Below are 19,370 nucleotides of genomic sequence, written 5' to 3'. Positions count from 1 at the left end.
GGCAAGTCATCAATTAATTATATGTCAGTTCGTGACATATACCGCGCGACACCGATACATGCAAATACCTACAGAAACGCCGTTAAGCAGGCACAATTCGCGAGATTCGGTGGCCACCGAATCCCTGCCCTGGAATAGCGAAATGCGCCGGAACCGTTCCCGCTCGCGTTCCTCGTTGAAGATCGACAGCGAGGGTTTGACGAGATCGTGGCGTGACACGATGCCGATCAGCCGATAGCTGGATGTGTCGGCGACGACCGGCACGCGATCGAGCGAACGCGCGGCCAGACGCGCGGCAACGTGCCGGCAGGTCTCTTCCGGCAACGCGATGTCGAGCCGCTCGTTCGCGAAGTTCGCATCGCTTGCGCACAGCTCGCCCACCGTCGCCGTCGCGCCGCCCTCGTCGAGCGCCGCGCTCAGCATCCGCCGATCGGCCATGCCGACTAGCCGCCCCGCCTGCACCACGGGGTACGCGCGATGAATCTGGCGTCGAGCCGAAGTATGGTCGGATCGAGATAGGGAATGGGTGTGCCGTCGTAACAGCATCACGCACGCATTAGCCTGACCTGAATGCATGCGGTTGCTCGGCGCGGCGATCAGGGACGCCGCGCTATGACTCCGGCCACAGAAAGAAAACATGCGCAGCGTTTGCCGCGGGATCGACGGGCAAACCATGGCTGTGCGATCGAGCGGTCCATGCCTCGTGCGGCGAACCGTTCGGCCATTTCACGAGCACCACCGCTCCGCTGGACAACTGGTCGACAACGGTGCCGCCATACACGCCGATCACGCTGCTTCGCACCTCGGTGTCGCGCGACGCGGCACATGGGTCGCGCATCGGCTGCTGGTATCGGCCGGTTTCCTGCTCAGGTGAGAACGCGTGGGCAAGCGGAACGGCGCAAACCGAAATAAGGAGGATTGCGGAGCGTCGATGCGACGTCAATCGTTTCATCGCGATTTCCTCGACGAACTACAGCCCCCAGATGATGTCGGCGTCCGAGTCACGCGCCGCACGCATCATGTCCAGAAACGGCCACGCGCGCTGCAACAGCCGGTTGCGCGACTCGCGTTGATTACTCGTTGAACAGTGCAATGCTTCGAGGGTCGTTTCCGCGGCCGCGTCTTCGGTGATGGCGGCTTCGAGACGATCGATCGCGTGGACCAGCTCGTCGTGGCTGATAACGCCCCGCTCGCCGAGCCGCTTGCCGATCAGTCCTAGCAGATATTGCGCGAGATCCCTCAGCATGACGACATCCGGCGACGCCGTCGATTGAAATGTGATCATCATGATGGCTCCCTTATCGGTCTATCAGGCAACCGGCCAACGAGTGCTCTCAATCGGTCTGCCATCATTTTATATCACAACGTGATGAAAAAGCACGTGCGGATCGGTGATTTGGGGCCAGGCGAAGGAGGTCGGGCGCGCGCTCGACTGTCTGCGATATGCGACAGATTTCGCGCGCCGCGCGGGGGTTGGACAACTTTTTATATCACATTGAAATATAATCATGACCAGACTGTATTCGCGTTGCCAGGGTTTCCCCGGTAATGTCGGGCCCGGCATCTTCGACTACTTTCCGCTCCTATCTTGTTCCGCTCTCCTGCTCTCGGCTGGCTTGCCAGCTTTCTCCCCGCACCGGTCACCGTGAAATGGCACGAGCGTGCGCGTTCGTGCCTCGGCGCGCTGCTCGGCATCGCGTTCACCGGCGGTCTGATGTATCTGCTGCTCGGTCCCGCCGCCAACATTCCGCTGCTGGTCGCGCCGATGGGCGCCTCGGCCGTGCTGCTGTTCGCGGTGCCCGCGAGCCCGCTCGCGCAGCCGTGGTCGATCATCGGCGGCAACCTGGTGTCCGCGACGGTCGGCGTGACCTGCGCGATGCTGATCGGCGACCCGACGCTGGCGGCCGCCCTCGCGGTGGCGCTTTCGATCTCCGGCATGTTCGCGCTGCGCTGCGTGCACCCGCCGTCGGGCGCGGTCGCGTTGACGGCGGTGCTGGGCGGCCCGGTCATTCATGCGCTCGGCTACCGCTTCGTGCTCGAACCGATCGCGATCCAGTCGGCCGCGCTGCTGTTCGCGGCGCTTGTCTATCACGCGGCAACCGGCCACCGCTACCCCCATGCGGGACGCCAGGACCGCGCAACGCCGAACCAGGCCGCCGACGAGGCCGCGCGCGTCGGCTTCACCCGCGACGACGTCAAAGCCGTGCTTCGACGCCGTGACGAAATGCTCGACATCGGCACCGACGACCTCTATTCGTTGCTGCGCGAAACGCAGCTACAGGCCTTCTCGCGCAGCTTCGACGAACTGCGCTGCGAAGACGTGATGTCGCGCCATGTCGTGTCGGTGTCGCCGGGCACGTGCGCCGCCGCCGCATGGGAGCTGTTCAGGCGCCACAACGTGAAGGCGCTGCCGGTCGTCGATGTGAAGCAGAAGCTGCTCGGCATCGTCACGCGCGCCGATTTCGTCGACAGGAAAAGCTTCGGCGCGCTCGGTCCGATCCTGAACTACTTCGACGGCTGGCTGCGCGGCGATGCGCTTCGCACGTCGAATGTCGGCAGCTTGATGACCGCCGACGTGTGCACCGTCGGCGCCTCCGATCCGATCACGGAACTCGTGCCGATGTTCGCGAACTACGGGCACCACCACGTGCCGGTGCTCGATCGCGGGGGGCGCGTGGTCGGCATGATCACGCAGGTGGACCTGATCTCCGGCCTGTACCGGCAGACTGCCACCCAAGCCCGCAAGGCGGCCTGATTTCAGTCGAAAGAGAAAGGAGACCTGCCGCGCGATGCCGTTGCCACGGCCGCGATCCACTTGAATACGTCACGACCTGATATATTTTCCGTTTCTTCACATCGGCGGATATTCCATGAAAGTACGGACTCGCAAGCTCGTCAAGAGCGATTTCGAGCAGTTGTCGGAGTTTCGCTATCAGATGCGGCGCTTCGAGCGCTTCTCGGAGCAGGCCGCGCAGAACGAGGGCATCACGCCGTTGCAATACCTGTTGTTGCTGCATATCAAGGGCTATCCCGAGCGCGACTGGGCGACCGTCGGCGAACTCGCGGAGCGTCTGCAGGCGCAACATCACGGCGTCGTCGCACTGGTATCGCGCTGCGAGGCACTGAGTCTCGTGCGCCGCCAGGTCAGCGAAACCGATCGTCGCCAGGTTGAAGTACACATCGAAAAAGCGGGAGAACGGGTACTCGAGCGGCTCGCGGAACTGCATCGCGCCGAATTGAGATCGCTCGAAGGCTCCTTCCAGATCCCTCAGATCGACCTCGACTAACCATGAGCATGGATTCCCACAAACGCGACTTCGCGGCAAATGCACGGCTGCCCGGCATTTTCGCGCTCGCCGCGTGCATCGGCCTCGTCAGTACGTTTGCCGCTGTTGTTCTGCTGAACCTGATTCACCTGTTCACCAACCTGTTTTTCTTCGGCACGCTGTCGTTCGTCGACCGTTCGCCCGCCGCCAATACGCTCGGCATCTGGGTGATCGGCGTGCCGGTGATCGGCGGCTTGATCGTCGGCCTGATGGCGCGCTTCGGCTCCGAAAAAATTCGTGGCCACGGCATTCCCGAGGCGATCGAAGCGATCCTTTTCGGCAAGAGCAAGATGTCGCCGAAAGTGGCCGTGCTCAAGCCATTGTCGTCCGGCATCGTGATCGGCAGCGGCGGGCCGTTCGGCGCGGAAGGCCCGATCATCATGACCGGCGGCGCGCTCGGCTCGCTGATCGCGCAGTGCGTGAAGGTCACGTCGGCGGAGCGCAAGACGCTGCTCGTGGCCGGCGCCGCGGCCGGCATGACCGCGGTGTTCGGCACGCCGCTCGCGGCCGTGCTGCTCGCGGTCGAGCTGCTGCTGTTCGAATGGCGCCCTCGCAGCTTCCTGCCGGTCGCGGTGGCTTGCGCGGTCGCCGGCTTCGCTCGCGCGATTTTCTTCGGTACAGGTCCGCTGTTTCCGCTGCAGACCGCCGCGCCCGATGGCTGGTCCCTGCTGTCGTGCGCGGTCGCTGGCGTGTTGTCGGGCGCGCTTGCGTCCGGCCTGTCCGCCGCGCTCTACAAAGTGGAAGACCTGTTCGGCAAGCTGCCGATCCACTGGATGTGGTGGCCCGCGCTAGGCGGCATCGTCGTCGGCATTGGCGGCTGGCTCGAACCGCGCGCGCTCGGCGTCGGTTACGACGTGATCGGCGATTTGCTGCATCAGCATATTGCGGTGCAGGTCGCGCTTTTGCTGCTCACCGTGAAGGCTGTGATGTGGGTCATCGCGCTCGGCTCGGGCACGTCCGGCGGCGTGCTCGCACCGCTGCTGATGCTCGGCGCCGGGCTCGGCACGGTACTCGCGCACTGGCTGCCGGGCAGCGAGCCGGCGCTGTGGCCGCTCGTCTGCATGGCCGCGACGCTTGGCGCCACGCTCGGCGCGCCGCTGACGGCCATCGTGTTCGCGTTCGGCCTCACGCACGACGCGAATGCGCTGCTGCCTCTGCTGACGGCAACGCTGATCGCGCACGGCTTCTCCACGGTGGTGATGCGGCGCTCGATCATGACCGAGAAAATCGCGCGACGCGGTTATCACATCTATCGCGAGTACGGCGTCGATCCGCTCGAGCGCCACTATGTCGACGAAGTGATGACCGCCTCGGTCGAATCGGTCGATGCCGCCACGACGGTCGGCGCAACGCTGCAGACGCTGTTCGGCGCGAACCAGCTGCGCCGCGCGTATCCGGTGGTGTGCGACGGCGCGGTGATCGGCGTGGCCGACCGCCCGTTGCTCGAACGCTTCTGCGCCGAAGACACGGAGCGCAAGCGCGCGATGACCCTCGCCGACGTGTTCGCGCAGCACAACCCCGCGTTTGCGTTGTCATCCGAAACCTGCCGGCTCGTGGCGACGCGGCTCGCAGTGCTAGGGCTCGAACGCCTGCCGGTGGTCGCCGATGGCAACAGCATGCGTCTGATCGGAATCGTGTCGCGCAGCGATCTGATCAAGCCGTCGCTCGCTCACTTCGAAGAGGAACACAAACGGGAGCGGTTCCGTCGTATCGGGCCGTCGCTCGTCAAGCGGCGCTTCGCGCCGGTTCGTAAAACCAGCTAAAGACCGCTGCAATAGTCAAAGGCCGAGCCCCGCGAGGGCCTCGGCCTTTTTATTCGCGCATACAGCTATTTGCCCGCGCCACGCGACTCGACGCAACCCAGCACGAGCCTGTCGCCCGATTTCGCGCCCGGACCCAGCGCCGCGGTGTGAAAGTCCGCGTGGTCGCAATGCCATTCGGCGTGGAAGTCGCGCGGGCATGCCAGCGTCGTGCCGCCTTTGTGCAGGCCGGGCAGCGGGTAATCGCAGGTTTCCCGTCCGTTGCAATGACGCTCGAGCTCGCGAGTCAGGTTGCCGCGCGGCGCGCCGCAATTCCCGCCATAGGTGCCCGATACGATCGTGATCGCGCGCATGGGCGCGTCGGCGTTGGCGGACACCATGAATACACCGCTTGCTAGCGCCAGCACGGCAAGAAGGATTCCACTGGGGAAAATCCGTCCGCGCGGTGAAGTTTCCATCGGCTTCTTCACTTTTCGCCTCCGTTCCCGCTACAGGCGACGCCCAACCGAAACACGCCGCCTATAGCCAGGTATAGAGGAAAGAGCCAAACGCTGCCACACAAAAACCCATGCCTACAGGCAATCGCGGCAAAACCCGTTATTCGAGCGCCTTGTCGTTCGGCTGCGCGTAAAGCTGCTTCAGCGAATCGCTCATCGGAAAGTCGAAGCTGATGTTCTTCGGCGGCACCGGCTTGACGAACCAACGGTCGTACATCGTGTGGATTTCGGGTCCTTTCATCACCTGTTCGAGCGTGTCGTCGACGAGCTTTCTGAACTCGGCATCGTCGCGGCGCAACATGAAGCCATACGCTTCCGACGATTGCGGCGTGCCGGTGATGATCCATTCCGACGGCTTGGCGGTCAGCGTGCGCGTGCCGGCCAGCAACACGTCATCCATCATGTACGCGACGGCACGGCCGCTTTCGAGCGTGAGGCGCCCTTCGCCGTAATCCTTCGCGCTGATGATCTGCATGTTCATCTTCTTGTCTTCGTTCATCTTGCGCAGGATGCGCTCGGACGTCGTGCCTTGATTGGTCACCACCGTCTTGCCCGCGAGATCCGGGAAGTCTTTGATGCCGGAGTCCTTGCGCGTCAGAAGACGTGTCGTCGCGACGAAGAACGTGTCGCCGAAGCTCACCTGGCTCTGGCGCGCGGCGAGATTGGTCGTCACGCCGCATTCGAGATCGACCGTGCCGTTCTGTACGAGCGGGATGCGATTCTGCGAGGTGACCGGGATGAAGCGCACCTTGAGGTCCGGACGCTTCGTTTTCGTCTTCACCGCATCGATGATCTTGTTGCACAAGTCCTGCGAAAAGCCGATCACTTCGTTGTTCGCATCGACGTAGGAAAACGGCACCGAGGTCTCGCGATGGCCAATCGCGATCACGCCGCTTTGCTGGATCTTCGCGAGCGTGGACGTCGTGTCCTGCGCGAACGCGGCAGTACTCACCGACGTTGTCGCCACGAGCACGGCAACAGCGGACCAATTCATCACTTTCATAGGTATCTCCGAGCGTTCTGCAGGTTCCTGATGGATGGCGGGCTGCTGTGCCAGCCGTCTACATATGTTGCCATTAAAAAAATACTTGCAACATATGTTAACTACCGAGTGTCGCCACGCCGTGCAACGGCGTTGTCCGCTCATCAATGCATCATAGATCCGTACCGGACACCATTTTCAAAACCGTACAGGTACTGTACCGGGACCTATCGCTAGAATGAGCTTCACCGTTTCTGTTGGCGACACCGGAGCCCATCCCCCATGTCTTTCGTCACGCTCAGCGCGCTGCCCGCCGGCATTCTGTTCGCGCTCGTCACCTCGATTACGCCCGGTCCGAACAACACGATGCTGCTCGCATCGGGCGTCAATTTCGGCTTTCGCCGCACGCTGCCGCATCTGTCCGGCATCAGCGTCGGCGTGGTGCTGTTGATGTTGTCGGTCGGCGTGGGCCTCGGCGAAGCGTTCGTGCACTTTCCCGTGCTGTACACGGTGCTCGAAGTCGTCAGCGTCGCTTATCTGCTGTATCTCGCGTGGAAAATCGGCACGTCGGGCGAACTGAAGCTCAGGAACGGCGAACGGCGCCCGATGCGCTTTCATGAAGCAATCGCGTTTCAGTGGGTCAATCCGAAGGCGTGGATGATGGTGCTGACCGCCGCGACGACGATTCATCTGAGCAACAGCTTCGGCATGAACGCCGTTGCAATGGCCGCGGTGTTTCTATGTGATCGGCTTTCCGTGCATCTGCGTGTGGGCTGGTTTCGGCACGGCGATGCGCGAGGTGCTGTCGAACCCGAAACGGCTGCGCATCTTCAACGTCGCGATGGCGCTGCTGCTCGTGGGATCGTTGTATCCGATCGCGCTGAAGCTGTTCGGGCACGGCGGCTGAGCGTCCGACGCGCCGCCGCGTCTACCATGCCCCCTGCCCGACCCTCTCGATGAAGCGCCACAACGCGTCGTCGGTCGCATACGGCGCGTTGAAGCGGAACCACGCGCTCGGCGCGTCGTCGGGACGGAAGTAGGAGCCCGGCGCGAGCCAGATGCCGTGCGCGAGCGCGGCGGTCGCGACCTCGGCGGAGTGCTGCGCTTCGATCGGCAGACGCGCGAGCATGAAGAGCCCCGCGCGCGGCCGATGAAACACCTCGAGCCCGAGCGCGTCGAGCCGTTCTTCGAGTGCCACGTGCGCGAGCTTCAGCCGCTCGTTGACCATCTCGACATGGCGCGCGTAACGCCCTTCCACCAGCACCTTGTCGACGATCCGCTCGATCGTTTCCGACGACGTCAGTCCCACCGCCATCTTCGTGCGCGCGAGCTCGCGCAGCACCGCCTGCTCGGCCACCACGTAGCCGCAGCGCAACGACGGCGTCACCGTCTTCGAAAAGCCGCCGACGTGCAACACGCGCTGCAAGCCCTCCATCGCCGCCAGCAGCGGCGCGCCGGCCGGCGCGAGTTCGCGGCTCACGTCGTCCTCGATCACCCAGATGCGTTCGCGCTCGGCGATCTGCAGCAAGCGGAACGCGGCCGACATGCCGAAGGTCGCGCCGGTCGGATTCTGCAGCGTGGTGTTGACGAAGATCGCCTTCGGCTTGTGCCGCGCGACCAGCGTTTCGAGAACCTCAGTATCGACGCCGGCCGGCGTGCGCGGCACGCCATGCACGACCAGCCCGGCGAGCTTCAGGATCTGCAGCAGGTTGCAGTAGCCGGGGTCCTCGACGATGACCGCATCGCCTGCGCGCAGCAGCGTGCGCACGATCAGATCGAGTCCCTGCGTCGCGCCCTGCGTGAGCAGCACGTTCGCGACGTCGACCGGCAGCCCGCGCCGATCGAGTTGTTCGGCGATGCGCTCGCGCAGCGGCGCGAAGCCGTACGGATGGCCGTAGTCGCCCAGACGCGCGGCCGGCACCCGGCTCAGCGCACGCAGCGAGTGCTGCAGGCCGCTCTCGTTGGTCCATTCGCTCGGCAGCCAGCCGCAGCCCGCCTTGATCGGCACCGAGTGATCGGCGAACACGTCGGACAGCAGCCATGTCGCGGTCAGGCTCGGCGGCGTCCAATCGGCGACAGCCGCGCGCGCGGACGGCGAGCGCGCCGCCACCCGATAGCCGGAGCCGCGCCGCGCGACCACGAGCCCCATCGACACGAGCCGGTTGTACGCCTCGGTCACCGTGAAGGTGCTCAGCGCGTGGCTTTGCGCAAGCTGCCGCACCGACGGCAGCAGCGCGCCGGCGCGCAGCGATTGCGCATCGATCGCGCGCGCGAAGCCTTGCACGACCTGTTCGACGAGCGTCGGCGCCGCACGCCGGTCGCGTTGAAGGTCCAGTTCGATCATGTTTTGGGCGAAAAACCAGAGGCAAATAGACCAAGCGCGGACCGCCCGCCTACCGGGACAGTTCGCGCGAATCCACCAGCACAGTTGGCACCACACTTCGTCAACTGTTTATGCCGCCATTAAACCCCGAGGACTACAGTTTGGCTACGCTCAAATCCCCCAACCGACACCCACTTCGAGGAGATGCCATGACTTCGCGCCCCGTCATCGACGATCTGTCGTCCTTCTGGATGCCCTTCACCGCCAACCGCCAGTTCAAGGCCGCGCCGCGCCTGCTCGAATCGGCGAAGGGCATGTACTACCGGAGCACCGACGGACGCGAGATTCTCGACGGCTGCGCGGGACTGTGGTGCGTGAACGCGGGCCACAGCCGCGATGAAATCGTCGCAGCGATCACGCAGCAGTTGTCGACGCTCGACTTCGCGCCGACCTTCCAGATGGGCCACCCGCTCGCGTTCGAAGCGGCGGCGAAGGTTGCCGAGCTGATGCCGGAAGGGCTCGACCGTATCTTCTTCACGAACTCGGGCTCCGAATCGGTCGACACCGCGCTGAAGATCGCGCTCGCCTATCATCGCGCGCGCGGCGAAGCTCAGCGCACGCGTCTGATCGGCCGCGAGCGCGGCTATCACGGCGTCGGCTTCGGCGGCATTTCGGTCGGCGGCATCGCACCGAATCGCAGGACGTTCTCGGGCGCGCTGCTGCCGGCGGTCGATCATCTGCCGCACACGCACAACCTCGAACACAACGCGTTCGCGAAGGGCCAGCCCGCATGGGGCGCGCATCTGGCCGAGGAATTGGAACGCATCGTCGCGCTGCACGACGCTTCGACGATCGCCGCGGTGATCGTCGAACCGGTGGCCGGCTCCACCGGCGTGCTGATTCCGCCGCAAGGCTATCTGCAGAAGCTGCGCGAGATCTGCACGAAGCACGGCATCCTGCTGATCTTCGACGAGGTGATCACCGGCTTTGGCCGTCTCGGCAACGCGACCGCGAGCGAACACTTCGGCGTCACGCCGGACCTGATCACCTTGGCGAAGGCGATCAACAACGCGTCGATTCCGATGGGCGCGGTCGCTGCGAGCCGCACGATCCATGACACGGTGGTCGGCAGCGGTGCGCCGGGCGCGATCGAGCTGTTCCACGGCTACACGTACTCGGCGCATCCGGCCGCGGCCGCGGCCGCGATCGCGACGCTCGACCTGTACCGCCGCGACCAGCTGTTCGAGCGCGCGGCCAGCCTCGCGCCGGCGTTCGAAACCGCCGCGCATGGGCTGCGCGGCGCAAAGCATGTGAAGGACGTGCGCAATCTCGGCCTCGTCGCGGGCATCGAACTGGAATCGCGCGACGGCGCGCCGGGCGCGCGCGCTTATGAGGCGTTCGTCAAATGCTTCGAGGCGGGCGTGCTGATCCGCTTCACCGGCGACATCCTCGCGTTCTCGCCGCCGCTGATCATCGACGAAGAGCAGATCGCGCGGCTCTTCCGCACGGTTGGCGAGGTGCTGGCGACGGTGCAGTAAGAAGGCGGGCAAGCCCGCCAGCGGGCGACAACAACAGAGCGGCGGCACGCGCATGCGTGCCGCCGCTCTTTTCCATTGCCGCCGCTGTGCGAGCCGCGAGCTCAGTGATGCGCGCGCGACGCCCGCGTTTGCGCGGCCTTTTTCGCGGCAGCGGAGCGTCCGGCGGCGCCCTTGGTCGCCGCGGCCTTCCTGGCTGCGGCGGAGCGGCTCGCGGCAGGCCGCTTGGCCGCCGCCGACTTCGCCTGCTTCGACATCGCCGCCGACGACGCCCCAGCCTTGCTCTCGCGCTTGAGCACGCTCTCCGACACACGCGAGCGTTTAGCGCTCGACTCCTTGCTCGCGCTTTTCTTCGCGGCGCCGACGTGCTTGCCCGCGGCGCTGTCCTTTTGCGCTTTCTTGCGGGTCGCCTCGCTCGTGGCGCCCTTCTTCGGCGGCTTCAGGTCGACGCCGGCGCGTCGCGCCTCGGACAGCCCGATCGCGATCGCCTGCTTCGGCGAGCGCACGCCGTGCTTGCCGGCGCGGACCTTGTCCACCTGTTCCTTGACGAACTCTCCCGCTTGGGTACTCGCTGATTTGCCCGCGCGTTTATCGGCCGCGGCACGCTTCAAGGTTTTCTGCTCTGGCATGACGGTTCTCCGGTTGTGGGTGAGGCTCTTATGGTTCAGCAACGAGCGTGCCGCAACGCCCATCCGCGCCCTGGCCCGACGGCAGTTACGGGCGGGACTCGCGTGCGTCGGCGGGACGGCGTATGGTTGTGGACATGGGACGGGAGTCAGCGCCGAGGCGCCGACTCAAATCGACCGCTTGCACGGAGACAGCCATGAAGATAGTTACGGTTCGCGCTGGCGCACATATCGAGGGCGTGCACTGGATCGCCGAGTACGTCGAAGACGTCCACGAAATTCGCGTGTTTCGCGAGGGGCAGGAAGTGGACGTGCACAACGCGCCGTCCACCCTGTTCGGCGATGAAGAAAACGCGGGCTCGAAAAACACCGCCGATCATCGCGCGATGGAAGCGGCCGTGCTCGCTTATCTGAAGCGCTTCGTCATGGAGCACGACGCGGAAGAGTAGGTTGCACCGGCGGCAGAAGCCGCTGCTGAAGCGCCTTTACCAACACTCAGGCGGCCATCGCGCGGCAGTCACGACGGACCGCCGCGCGCCGCGGCCTCAATCCGCCGGCCGCAGTTTTTTCACCTCGGTGTCCGATGGCTGCACGCTCGCGCCATCCACATAGCGGTACGACGTCATCACACCCTTGCCGTCCTTCACGCCGGTCACGCCGACATACGCGCCCATCGTCGACTGATTGTCCTGCGCGCGGTACGTGATCGGACCGAACGGCGTCTGCACGTTGAGCCCCTTGAACGCGGCGGCGAGTTTGTCCGCATCGGTCGAACCCGCCTTCTTGATGCCGTCCGCGATCGACATCAGCGCCGAATAGCCGACCACCGAGCCCAACCGCGGATAGTCGTGATATTTGGCCCGATACGCGTCGACGAACTGCTTGTTCGCGGCGGTATCGATCGAATACCACGGGTAGCCGGTCACGATCCAGCCGGTCGGCGCTTCGGCGCCGAGCGGATCGAGGTAGTCGGGTTCGCCGGTCAGGAGCGACACCACCGCGCGATCCTTGAAGAGTCCGCGCGTATTACCCTCGCGCACGAACTTGCCGAGGTCGGCGGCAAACAGCACGTTGAAGATCGCGTCCGGCTTCGCGTCGGCGATCGCCTGAGTCACGGCGCCCGCGTCGACGTTGCCGAGCGGCGTCGCCTGTTCGACGACGAACTGCACGTCCGGCTGCGCGGCCGTCAGCAGCTTCTTGAAGGTCGCTACCGCCGATTGCCCGTACTCGTAGTTCGGATACACGATTGCCCAGCGCTTCTTTTTCAGCTTCGCGGCCTCGGGCACCAGCATCGCGACCTGCATATAGGTCGAAGGACGCAGACGGTACGTGTATTTGTTGCCATCGGCCCAGACGATCTTGTCGGTCAGCGGTTCGGCGGCGAGGAAGAAGATCTTCTTCTGCTTCGCGAAGTCGGCGAGCGCGAGGCCCGTGTTCGACAGGAAGCCGCCGAACAGCAGCTGCACCTGCTCACGCGCGATCAGTTCCTGCGCGACACGGATCGTGTCGCCAGGGTTGCCGCCGTCGTCGCGCGAAATCACTTCGAGCTGCTTGCCGAGCACGCCGCCCGCCGCGTTCACCTGCTCTAGCGCGAGATTCCAGCCTTGCCTGTAAGGCCCGAGAAAGGCGGGCTGCGCCTTGTAGCTATTGATCTCGCCGATCTTGATGGTCTGCTGGGCGCTCGCGCCGAGCGCGGCGAACGAGCACACGGTCGACACCATGAGGCGAGAGATCCATCCTGCGCGCGTGGTCATGCGTTACTCCGTAATCAAAAAGGAATGGTGGGTTTTGTCAGACGTGCGAACGGGCGGACAGGCAAGCGCGCGGACCTGCGCACCTGCGGCGGCGGCTCATTGCTCGCGCGGTTCCGCGCGGATTCTGGCCACGTTCGCGGCGACGTCCCGCCATGCCGGCTCGCCGCCCACGAACTGCGCGCGCAGGTACGACACGAGCTCGGCGACCTGGGCGTCGTTCAAACTATCGTGGTAAGCCGGCATCGTACCGAGTTCGGGCCGCGCAGGCGAGCCGATGCCGTCGAGAATCACGCGAATCAGGTTGTCCGGCGCCGCGCGGTCGCCAATCGCCGGCGCCATCGGCCTATCCTTCCGCCGACATTACCGGATGAATTCACACGCTCAGATAAGCGCGCTTCACTGCTTCGTTCCGTGCGAGCTCGCCGATCGTGCCGCTGAAACGGATTTGCCCTTTTTCGAGCACATACCCGCGGTCGCTGACCAACTCGGCGAAGTGCAGATTCTGTTCCGACAGCAGAATGGATAGCCCTTCGCGCTTCAGTTCGAGAATCATGTTCGCCATCTGCTCGACGATCACCGGCGCGACGCCTTCGGACGGTTCGTCGAGCAACACCAGATAGGGATTGCCCATCAGCGTGCGTGACACGGTCAGCATCTGCTGCTCGCCGCCGCTCATCTGGCCGCCGGGGCGCTTCGGCATTTCGCCGAGATTCGGAAACAGGCGGAACAGCTTTTCTGGCGTCCATTGCGGCGCGCCTTCGCGCGGCGGCTGGCGGCCGGTGTCGAGGTTCTCCATCACCGACAGATCCGCGAACACGCGGCGGTCCTCGGGCACGAAGCCGACGCCCATGCGCGCGATCTTGTACGGCGCAAGCGCACTGATGTTCTGGCCGCGAAACGTGACTTCGCCGTGGCGGTGCGGCAGCAGTCCCATCACCGCTTTCATCGTCGTCGATTTGCCGGCGCCGTTGCGGCCCATCAGCGCGACCACTTCGCCACGGCCGACTTCGAGGTCGACGTCGAACAGGATATGCGCGCGGCCGTAGAACGCATTGAGGCCGGAGACTTTCAGCATCGGTTCGCTCATTGCTGCGCTCCCCGGCCATTCTGCGCATTGCCGTCCGCGTCCTGCAGCGCCGCGTGCGGCCGGAACATCTTGCCCGTGCCGAAATAGACTTCCTGCACGCGCGGGTCGTTGCGGATCATATCGCCGTCGCCTTCGGCGATCAGCTTGCCGCGCGCGAGCACGATCATCCGGTCGGCGTGTGCGAATACGACGTCCATGCTGTGCTCGGTGAACAGCACGCCGATCCTGCGTTCGCTCACCAAACGCCTGGTCAACGCCATCAATTCGTTACGCTCCTTCGGCGCCATGCCGGCGGTCGGTTCGTCCATCAACAGCAGCTTCGGCCGGTTCGCGAGCGCGATCGCGAGTTCGACGCGCTTCACGTCGCCATACGCGAGCACCCCGCACGCGCGTTTCGCGTGCTCGCTCATGCCGACCTGTTCGAGCAGCGCGAACGCTTCGTCCGCATAGCGCGAGCCCGCTGGTTTCCAGAGACCGAAGGTCTTTTTTTCGCGCGACACCAGCGCCATCTGCACGTTTTCAAGCACCGTCATGGAGTTGAACGTCGCGGCGATCTGGAACGTGCGGCCGACGCCGCGCCGCCAGATATCGCGCGGCCGCATGCCGACGAGTTCATGACCGTCGAGCAGGATCGATCCCGACGACGGCTCCAACTGACCGTTGACCATGTTGAAACAGGTCGATTTGCCCGCGCCGTTGGGGCCGAGCAGCGCCAGCAGTTGACCGGCTTCGAGCTCGAATGAAACGTCATCGACCGCCTTCAGTCCTCCGAACGATCGCGACAGACCGCTCACGCGCAGCAGGCTCATAGGCCCTCCTTGACCGCGGCGGTCCGTTGCGACGGCGACGCGGCGCCGCCGTCGGACTTATCGGCCTGATCGTCGTTCGTGTCGCCGAAACGCTCGCGAATGAAGCCGACGATTCCCTGCGGAAACGCGATCACCAGCAGCAGGATCGCGAAGCCGAGCAGCGCCTGCCAGTAGTCGGTCTGTCGCGCGACCGTGTCCTGCAGCCACGTGAACACGGCCGCGCCGACGATCGGGCCGCTCAAGGTCTGCAAGCCGCCGAGCAGCACCATCACGAGGCCATCGACCGAGCGGCTCACGCTGATCACTTCGGGCGAAATATTGCCCTTCGAAAACGCGTACAGCGATCCGGCGACTCCGCAGAACAACGCCGCGATCACGAACGACGCCCACTGCACGCGCTGCACATCGATGCCGATCGCCTCGGCGCGCAGCGCGGAATCGCGCGACGCGCGCATCGCGTAGCCGAGCGGCGAGAACAGCATGCGGCGCAACAGCCCCACGCCGAGCACCGCGCACGCTAGCGTCAGGTAGTAGAACGCGACCGGCGACGACAGCCAGTTCGACGGCCATAGTCCGAGAATGCCGTTGCTGCCGCCCGTCACGTCGTCCCACTGGAACACGACCGACCAGACGATCTGCGCGAACGCGAGCGTCAGCATCGCCAGATAGACGCCGGACAGGCGCACGCAGAACCAGCCGAACACGAGCGCGCCGACCACCGCGAGCAGCGGCCCGAGCAGCAACGCGGCTTCCATCGGCAGATTCAGCACTTTGAGAAACAGCGCCGCGCCGTATGCACCGAGTCCGAAGTACGCGGCATGGCCGAACGAATGCAGACCGCCCGGGCCCATGATGAAATGCAGGCTCGTCGCGAACAGCACCGCGATCAGGATTTCGACGAGCAGCACCGGCATATACGGAAACGCGTTGGCCGCGAGCGGCGCCAGAACGAGCACTAGCAACACGACGGCGGCGAGCCACTTCAGACGCTTGCCCGCGGGACGCAATGGCGCTTCCGGCGCACCCATCGCGCGCACCGCGGCACTTGCGCGGCCGAGCAGCCCCCAAGGCCGCACCACCAGCACGACCGCCATCACGACGAATTCGGCCACCAGCGTAAAGCGGCTCAGCGACAAACCGATGCCGAAGATCGTCACATGGCCGATGCCAATGCACAGCGCCTTGATCTCGGCGATCAGCAACGCCGCGATGAACGCGCCCGGAATCGAACCCATGCCGCCGACCACGACGACCACAAACGCGTTGCCGATCGTCTCCAGATCGAGCGACAGGTTCGCCGACATGCGCGGCCCTTGCAGCGCGCCGCCCAGTCCCGCCAGAAACGCGCCGATGAAGAACACGCCGGTAAACAGCCATGCCTGATTGATGCCGAGCGCGCCGAGCATCTCGCGATCCTGCGTCGCGGCGCGCACCAGCGTGCCCCAACGCGTGCGCGTCAACGCGTACCACAGCAGCAGCAAGACGACGGGACCGATCACGATCAGTGCGATGTCGTAAGTGGGCAGCGGATGGCCGAGAAAGTCGACCGCGCCCGCGAGATGCGGCGCGCGCGGACCAAACAGGTCGTCGGGGCCCCAAAGCCAGAGCGCGGCGTCGCGAAAGATCAGCACGAGCGCAAAGGTGGCGAGCAGATGGAACAGCTCGGGCGCCTGATAGATCCGCCGCAGCACCACGATTTCGACGAGCGCGCCCAGCACCGCGACCGCGAGCGCGGCCGCCAGCACCGACAGCCAGAAGCCGCCCGCGGTTTGGCCAAAGCGGCTCGCGATGCTGTACGCGACGTAGATGCCGAACATATAGAACGAGCCATGCGCAAAGTTGACGATGCGCGTCACGCCGAAGATCAACGACAAACCGGCGGCGACCAGAAACAGCGTCGACGCGTCGGCGAGTCCATTGACCAGTTGTACCAGCAGATTCGAAAGCATCGTGACCCTCGGCAGCTCGCCGAACGGCGCGCGCAACATGCGCTGCGGCCCGATCGACGGACGTTGCAGCGCGGGCGGCACCATGCGCGCCCGCGTCAAAGGCAGCACACTACCAGCGAAATAACCCGCGCAACAAGCGAAGGGCGTCCTTGCGGGCGAGCGGCACGTCGATCGCGGTGCCGAGCGTGCCGATCTTCTTCGCCGACGGCACCCGAGCCGCGCCTTTCTCGGCCGCCGCGCGCAGCGGCGCGCCGAGCTCCGGATGCAGGATCGCGGCCGCATGGTCGAGTTCGCCCGTCTCGCCGGCGATCGTCAACTTGCCGTAGCTTTGTGCCTCGCCGGGCGCGATGCCGATTGCTTCGACGCAGCGCTTGCCGAGCAGCGCGCAGAGTTCCTCGCCGGATTCGATTAGCGCGTCGAGCTTCGCCTCGTAGCGTCCCGCATACGCATTATCGATCACCGCAATCGCGACCGCAGGGCACGCGGGCGGCTCGACGGTCTGCCTGCACGACCAGCTTGCGAGGCCTGATCGCCATCTCCGCTCTGCGAGGCTCGTTGCATTGCCGTTTGCCATGAGTTGGTGCGCACCGCTTCAGTTTCAGCGCAAGCCATCCTTGCCGACGACCGCCCCCTTCGCGAGGCCGCCCACCCGCGCATGCACGCGCTGCCCGTGCTCATCTCGAGGATGTAGACGATCTCCATATCGGGATGCAGATCAAACTGACGCATATCTTAAAAATTGTGTGCAACCAGTCGGTCTGGTTTAATCGTTGGTTCGTACAACCAATGAGAAAAAGACGATGGTTTGGATTTACAAGCATGAGAGCCACTTGTTGTATCACGACGACAAATACGTCACAGATACCGGATATTCCGGTAAGGGCGAGCACAAGGATAGACACAGTAGCCAGTATGTCCGCGACAAAGGACCAATCCCCGTTGGCCTGTATGAAATTACGGCACCGTTTCCGCACCCCAAAACTGGACCGCATTCGATGCGGCTCAACCCCGTTGCGGGAACGAGCCTGGGCGGGCGCGACGGTTTCATGATCCACGGCGACAGCATGAAGGAACCCGGTAACGCGTCAAATGGATGTATCGTTCTTCGCCTGCCATTCCGGAAGCAAATCTGGGACAGTGGGGACAGAATGCTTAGGGTGGAACATCCATGAAACGCGCTCTCGCAGTCCTGCTGCTATCCCTTCCCGCGTTATGCTTGGCGCAAGGTAGACCGAACCCGCCATGCGACAGGTGGCCGACGAACATCGCAGAAGGGAGACTAAAAAGTCCGTCCTGAACAATTCGTTTTGCCGAGCACCGTAGTTACGGGGATTGAAGCCGAGCAAGTCGGTGGTTGAACAAGGCGGTCAGAATGAAGGCGCAAAGAAGCCGCAGCTTCCTGAGGATCATCCGTAGATTGTGTCCTGCGCCGCACATCACCGCGTGCATCGCGTCGCCGAGCGCACCCTTGAGCCAGTTGCGATCGAGTTTTCCGTCTGTCTTCATGTGACCGATTGCTGGCTCGATTGCGCTGCGCCGTCTGATCATCGCGCGTAGTCCGCGTGTAATGCCCCGCCGCAAGCCCGGGTGGTAGATCTTCACACCATCGACGGCGACACCCTTGTAGCCACGGTCGACGATGGCGACCTCCGGCGTGGCGTCGCACAGGATTGCCGCCTGCTCCAGCGCTTCAGCCAGGGTGTGCCCGTCGTACGGATTGCCTGGCATCGAGCGCATGCCAACCACCAGTCCTTCCTTGTGGGTCGTCGCGATCGAAACTTTCACCCCGAACTCGTACGGCTTGCGCGCCTTGCCCTTGGCCAGGCACTCGACTTCCGGTGCATGCAGCGCATAAAGCTTGTTCTTGTCCTTCGGCTTCTGCGCCAGAATGCGTCTCGTGCGGGCGATCAGTTCCGTTAATTCAGCGCAGCCTAGGTCGGCCACCTGGTTGACCTGCCGCTCCACATCGCGCATCACCCGTCCAACGCGCGAGCGCAGCGTGCGCAGCGCTTTCCTCATGCGTTTGTACTGTTTCGCGTGAGCGTAGCGGCCAATCTGCAGCGCCAGATGCGGCGCCTCGCGGTTGTAGTTCTGCCTCAGTTTCAGACCGTGCCGTGCCGCGGCTTTCACCAGATGTTCGCGACACCGTTCGAGCAGGCGCGAATCGGTTGGGTGGGCGATCGCCTTCTCCATGACGGTCGTATCAACAATCACGCGCTTGACGCTCGAAGCCTTGATCACGCCAGCGCGTTTTGCTGCTTCGATCGTTTCGGCCAGCAACTCTTCAACGCCGGCTTCGCCCATTCGCTTGCGCCAACGCGTCAGGCTCGATGGGTCGATCGGAGGTTCGGTCTGCAAGTAGGTCTCGCCGGTGAACACCTGCCAGTACGGGTTCTCTACCCATTGCCAGACGACCTCTTCGTCGGACAGGTCGAACGCGTGCTGCAAATACAGCAACCCGGCGATCAGCCTCGGCGATGTCGCCGGTCGTCCCTTGCGCGATACAAAGCTTTCGCTCATTGATGCGCCCAGTCGCTCCCAGTTGATCAGGTCGGCCAAACGTATCAACGGATGCTTCAGGTTGATCTGTTCGCGCAGCGGCTGGCGGAAAAAATCTCCCTCCGTCACAGGCGTCTTCGGACCCATTCGCACCTCGTCGAAAAATGCAGGATTCTCACGTTAATGTGCCAGGATCCTGCAAATCTCACAACACCAATTCGGC

The 19,370-nt window shown here is 64.2% G+C and carries 17 protein-coding genes and 4 pseudogenes; 7 read left to right on the top strand and 14 right to left on the bottom strand.

Going from position 1 to position 19,370, the window contains the following annotated elements; translation table 11 throughout:
- Nucleotides 1-24: 24 nt before the first annotated feature.
- From QFZ91_RS40670 to QFZ91_RS40660, 3 genes and pseudogenes are all read right to left on the bottom strand, one after another.
- Nucleotides 25-489 (bottom strand): annotated as a pseudogene (locus QFZ91_RS40670) (CBS domain-containing protein); the annotation flags it as partial.
- A 121-nt stretch (nucleotides 490-610) separates the two neighbouring features.
- A complete protein-coding gene (locus QFZ91_RS40665) occupies nucleotides 611-952 on the bottom strand; it encodes a hypothetical protein (RefSeq protein ID WP_429570749.1) in 342 nt (113 codons plus the stop codon).
- Nucleotides 953-970: 18 nt separating this feature from the next.
- Nucleotides 971-1,288: a DUF1840 domain-containing protein gene (locus QFZ91_RS40660; protein ID WP_429570748.1), complete on the bottom strand. Its 318-nt coding sequence runs from the start codon at nucleotides 1,286-1,288 to the stop codon at nucleotides 971-973.
- Between the two features lie 300 nt (nucleotides 1,289-1,588).
- Between QFZ91_RS40660 and QFZ91_RS40655 the strand changes: the two genes are divergently transcribed.
- From QFZ91_RS40655 to QFZ91_RS40645, 3 genes are all read left to right on the top strand, one after another.
- Nucleotides 1,589-2,755: an HPP family protein gene (locus QFZ91_RS40655; protein ID WP_429570747.1), complete on the top strand. Its 1,167-nt coding sequence runs from the start codon at nucleotides 1,589-1,591 to the stop codon at nucleotides 2,753-2,755.
- 115 nt (nucleotides 2,756-2,870) lie between these two features.
- Nucleotides 2,871-3,287 (top strand): MarR family winged helix-turn-helix transcriptional regulator, encoded by a 417-nt coding sequence (locus tag QFZ91_RS40650; protein WP_176106657.1) that lies wholly within the window; start codon nucleotides 2,871-2,873, stop codon nucleotides 3,285-3,287.
- A gap of 2 nt (nucleotides 3,288-3,289) precedes the next feature.
- Nucleotides 3,290-5,089 carry a chloride channel protein gene (locus QFZ91_RS40645; protein ID WP_429570746.1) on the top strand — a complete coding sequence of 600 codons (1,800 nt, stop codon included), beginning with the start codon at nucleotides 3,290-3,292 and terminating at the stop codon, nucleotides 5,087-5,089.
- A gap of 65 nt (nucleotides 5,090-5,154) precedes the next feature.
- Here the strand turns inward: QFZ91_RS40645 and QFZ91_RS40640 are convergent, their stop codons facing one another.
- Together QFZ91_RS40640 and QFZ91_RS40635 are read right to left on the bottom strand one after the other, a co-directional pair.
- Nucleotides 5,155-5,556: a hypothetical protein gene (locus QFZ91_RS40640; protein WP_429570745.1), complete on the bottom strand. Its 402-nt coding sequence runs from the start codon at nucleotides 5,554-5,556 to the stop codon at nucleotides 5,155-5,157.
- Between the two features lie 127 nt (nucleotides 5,557-5,683).
- Nucleotides 5,684-6,586 carry a glutamate/aspartate ABC transporter substrate-binding protein gene (locus tag QFZ91_RS40635; RefSeq protein WP_429570744.1) on the bottom strand — a complete coding sequence of 301 codons (903 nt, stop codon included), beginning with the start codon at nucleotides 6,584-6,586 and terminating at the stop codon, nucleotides 5,684-5,686.
- Nucleotides 6,587-6,847: 261 nt separating this feature from the next.
- On the opposite strand from QFZ91_RS40635, the pseudogene QFZ91_RS40630 reads away from it, so the two are divergent.
- Nucleotides 6,848-7,472, top strand: a pseudogene (locus QFZ91_RS40630) (LysE family translocator).
- A 21-nt stretch (nucleotides 7,473-7,493) separates the two neighbouring features.
- Here QFZ91_RS40630 and QFZ91_RS40625 read toward each other — a convergent pair.
- On the bottom strand, nucleotides 7,494-8,909 hold the full coding sequence (locus QFZ91_RS40625; RefSeq protein WP_429570743.1) for a PLP-dependent aminotransferase family protein: 1,416 nt from the start codon (nucleotides 8,907-8,909) through the stop codon (nucleotides 7,494-7,496).
- 188 nt (nucleotides 8,910-9,097) lie between these two features.
- Between QFZ91_RS40625 and QFZ91_RS40620 the strand changes: the two genes are divergently transcribed.
- Nucleotides 9,098-10,426: an aspartate aminotransferase family protein gene (locus QFZ91_RS40620; protein WP_429570742.1), complete on the top strand. Its 1,329-nt coding sequence runs from the start codon at nucleotides 9,098-9,100 to the stop codon at nucleotides 10,424-10,426.
- 101 nt (nucleotides 10,427-10,527) lie between these two features.
- Here QFZ91_RS40620 and QFZ91_RS40615 read toward each other — a convergent pair whose 3' ends face one another.
- Entirely contained in the window at nucleotides 10,528-11,052 is a 525-nt protein-coding gene (locus QFZ91_RS40615) for a DUF6496 domain-containing protein (protein ID WP_429570741.1), read from the bottom strand.
- A 194-nt stretch (nucleotides 11,053-11,246) separates the two neighbouring features.
- Between QFZ91_RS40615 and QFZ91_RS40610 the strand changes: the two genes are divergently transcribed.
- The gene (locus QFZ91_RS40610; RefSeq protein WP_176125892.1) at nucleotides 11,247-11,498 is read left to right on the top strand and encodes a hypothetical protein; all 252 of its coding nucleotides are present in this window, start codon (nucleotides 11,247-11,249) and stop codon (nucleotides 11,496-11,498) included.
- A gap of 96 nt (nucleotides 11,499-11,594) precedes the next feature.
- Here the strand turns inward: QFZ91_RS40610 and QFZ91_RS40605 are convergent, their stop codons facing one another.
- The 6 genes and pseudogenes from QFZ91_RS40605 to QFZ91_RS40580 form a co-directional block, all read right to left on the bottom strand.
- Complete coding sequence (locus QFZ91_RS40605) at nucleotides 11,595-12,803, bottom strand: ABC transporter substrate-binding protein (RefSeq protein ID WP_429570740.1); 1,209 nt, start codon at nucleotides 12,801-12,803, stop codon at nucleotides 11,595-11,597.
- Nucleotides 12,804-12,899: 96 nt separating this feature from the next.
- Nucleotides 12,900-13,118 (bottom strand): annotated as a pseudogene (locus QFZ91_RS40600) (c-type cytochrome); the annotation flags it as partial.
- A 58-nt stretch (nucleotides 13,119-13,176) separates the two neighbouring features.
- Nucleotides 13,177-13,890, bottom strand: coding sequence for an ABC transporter ATP-binding protein (locus QFZ91_RS40595; RefSeq protein ID WP_176125890.1), 714 nt, complete (start codon nucleotides 13,888-13,890; stop codon nucleotides 13,177-13,179).
- The gene (locus tag QFZ91_RS40590) at nucleotides 13,887-14,699 is read right to left on the bottom strand and encodes an ABC transporter ATP-binding protein (RefSeq protein WP_429570739.1); all 813 of its coding nucleotides are present in this window, start codon (nucleotides 14,697-14,699) and stop codon (nucleotides 13,887-13,889) included. The genes QFZ91_RS40595 and QFZ91_RS40590 overlap by 4 nt, the downstream gene beginning before the upstream one ends.
- Nucleotides 14,696-16,648, bottom strand: a complete 1,953-nt coding sequence (locus QFZ91_RS40585; RefSeq protein ID WP_429570971.1) for an ABC transporter permease — start codon at nucleotides 16,646-16,648, stop codon at nucleotides 14,696-14,698. The genes QFZ91_RS40590 and QFZ91_RS40585 overlap by 4 nt, the downstream gene beginning before the upstream one ends.
- A gap of 142 nt (nucleotides 16,649-16,790) precedes the next feature.
- Nucleotides 16,791-17,184, bottom strand: a pseudogene (locus QFZ91_RS40580) (amino acid synthesis family protein); the annotation flags it as partial.
- A gap of 264 nt (nucleotides 17,185-17,448) precedes the next feature.
- Between QFZ91_RS40580 and QFZ91_RS40575 the strand changes: the two are divergent.
- Nucleotides 17,449-17,820 carry a tlde1 domain-containing protein gene (locus QFZ91_RS40575; protein WP_018433992.1) on the top strand — a complete coding sequence of 124 codons (372 nt, stop codon included), beginning with the start codon at nucleotides 17,449-17,451 and terminating at the stop codon, nucleotides 17,818-17,820.
- A gap of 151 nt (nucleotides 17,821-17,971) precedes the next feature.
- Here the strand turns inward: QFZ91_RS40575 and QFZ91_RS40570 are convergent, their stop codons facing one another.
- Nucleotides 17,972-19,294 carry an IS5 family transposase gene (locus tag QFZ91_RS40570; protein WP_429522490.1) on the bottom strand — a complete coding sequence of 441 codons (1,323 nt, stop codon included), beginning with the start codon at nucleotides 19,292-19,294 and terminating at the stop codon, nucleotides 17,972-17,974.
- Between the last annotated feature and the right edge of the window lie 76 nt (nucleotides 19,295-19,370).

Source organism: Paraburkholderia sp. JPY419 (assembly GCF_050435705.1).
Lineage (GTDB): Bacteria > Pseudomonadota > Gammaproteobacteria > Burkholderiales > Burkholderiaceae > Paraburkholderia > Paraburkholderia youngii.
This window is presented reverse-complemented; position numbering and strand designations above follow the sequence as displayed.